The organism is Sulfuricurvum sp., assembly GCF_049305995.1.
GTDB lineage: Bacteria > Campylobacterota > Campylobacteria > Campylobacterales > Sulfurimonadaceae > Sulfuricurvum.
In genome coordinates this window covers 1-1,529 of sequence record NZ_JBAQPS010000013.1, presented here as the reverse complement: position 1 = coordinate 1,529, position 1,529 = coordinate 1, and the positions used below count along the sequence as shown (strand labels likewise).

Annotated in this window: 1 protein-coding gene; it reads right to left on the bottom strand. The window is 46.4% G+C overall.

Translation table 11 applies throughout. The features are described from left to right. Positions 1-201: 201 nt before the first annotated feature. Complete coding sequence (locus tag WA010_RS00440; protein WP_422555209.1) at positions 202-1,488, bottom strand: DEAD/DEAH box helicase; 1,287 nt, start codon at positions 1,486-1,488, stop codon at positions 202-204. Positions 1,489-1,529: the final 41 nt, after the last annotated feature.

Below are 1,529 nucleotides of genomic sequence, written 5' to 3'. Positions count from 1 at the left end.
CAGCATATTCAAACTGATATTTCCAATCCAATTGGATCGATACTTTTTCCAGCACTGTAGCATTCAAAAATGAAATAAATACCATACAAAAAGCAAAAAAACGTATCACCATATATAACCAACTTTTTACTCAATTTAAGAGTTTATCATTTATTCTACACATGAACAGATAAAAAATACTACCATTATTGCGAAAAAGCTTTAACGACGTCCATCTTGGTTACGTTTTTTAGGTTCATGGCGTCCACCGTCACGTTTTTGGGTCGGTTTTCCATTACGATCGCCGCCACGGTTTCCACCGCCTCCACCTGCTCCACCACGACCGCGTTGGATCGGTTCAGCTTTGATAGAAGGGTCTGGTTCATACCCCTCTACGATACGAGAAGGGAGTTTTTTGTTGATCAGTTTTTCGATACCGCGTAAATAATCGGCTTCATCCACACATACCAGTGAGAGGGCTTCACCCTCGCAACCCGCACGCCCTGTTCGTCCGATACGGTGAACGTAATCTTCGGCGATGTTCGGGAGTTCGAAATTGACCACATGAGGCAATGCATCGATGTCGATACCGCGTGCGGCAATATCAGTAGCAACTAAAACCCTAACACTGCCGCGTTTAAAATCATCCAGCGCTTTTGTACGTGCCGATTGGCTTTTATTCCCGTGAATTGCCGCAGCGCTAATCCCGATTTTTTGAAGATATTCGGTGAGCTTGTTCGCTCCGTGTTTCGTGCGGGTGAAAACGAGAACCTGTTCCCATTTGTTTTTACCGATCAACTCACCGAGCAAGGCACTTTTGCGTTTACAATCGACGAGAATAACGCTTTGGCTTACCAGCTCACTGGAGGTATTGCGGCGAGCCACTTCGACTTCGGCCGGATTGCGGAGCAACGTATTGGCAAGTGTTTTAATATCATCTGAGTAGGTCGCAGAGAACATGAGATTTTGGCGAGCTTTTGGCAAAATCGTAATGACACGTCGGATATCGCGGATAAATCCCATATCGAGCATACGATCCGCTTCATCAAGAACGAAAATCTCAACTGCGCTCAAATCAACTGTTCCCTGCCCTACGTGATCGAGTAAACGTCCCGGAGTGGCTACGAGGATATCGATACCGTTACGTAACATGGTGATTTGAGGGTTGATCCCCACTCCGCCGAAAATGACGGCACTTTTGAGAGGGAGGTATTTGCCATAAAGCTTTACACTCTCTCCCACTTGCGCGGCAAGTTCACGCGTCGGAGTGAGGATAAGAGCACGAATTTTGCGATGATTTTTAGGTGTTTTTTGCTCACTAAGAATTTGAAGCATCGGCAACGTAAATCCGGCGGTTTTACCCGTACCCGTTTGAGCGCCTGCGAGCATATCACGCCCTTCTAGGATAAAAGGGATCGCTTGGGCTTGTACCGGTGTCGGGGTGTTATAGCCTTGGTCATTAATTGCTTTTAGCAACGACGCGTTGAGATTGAGATCATTAAAAGTCATAAAGGGGGTCCTTTGGTGGTTCGGCCCAACCAAAGTCGCAA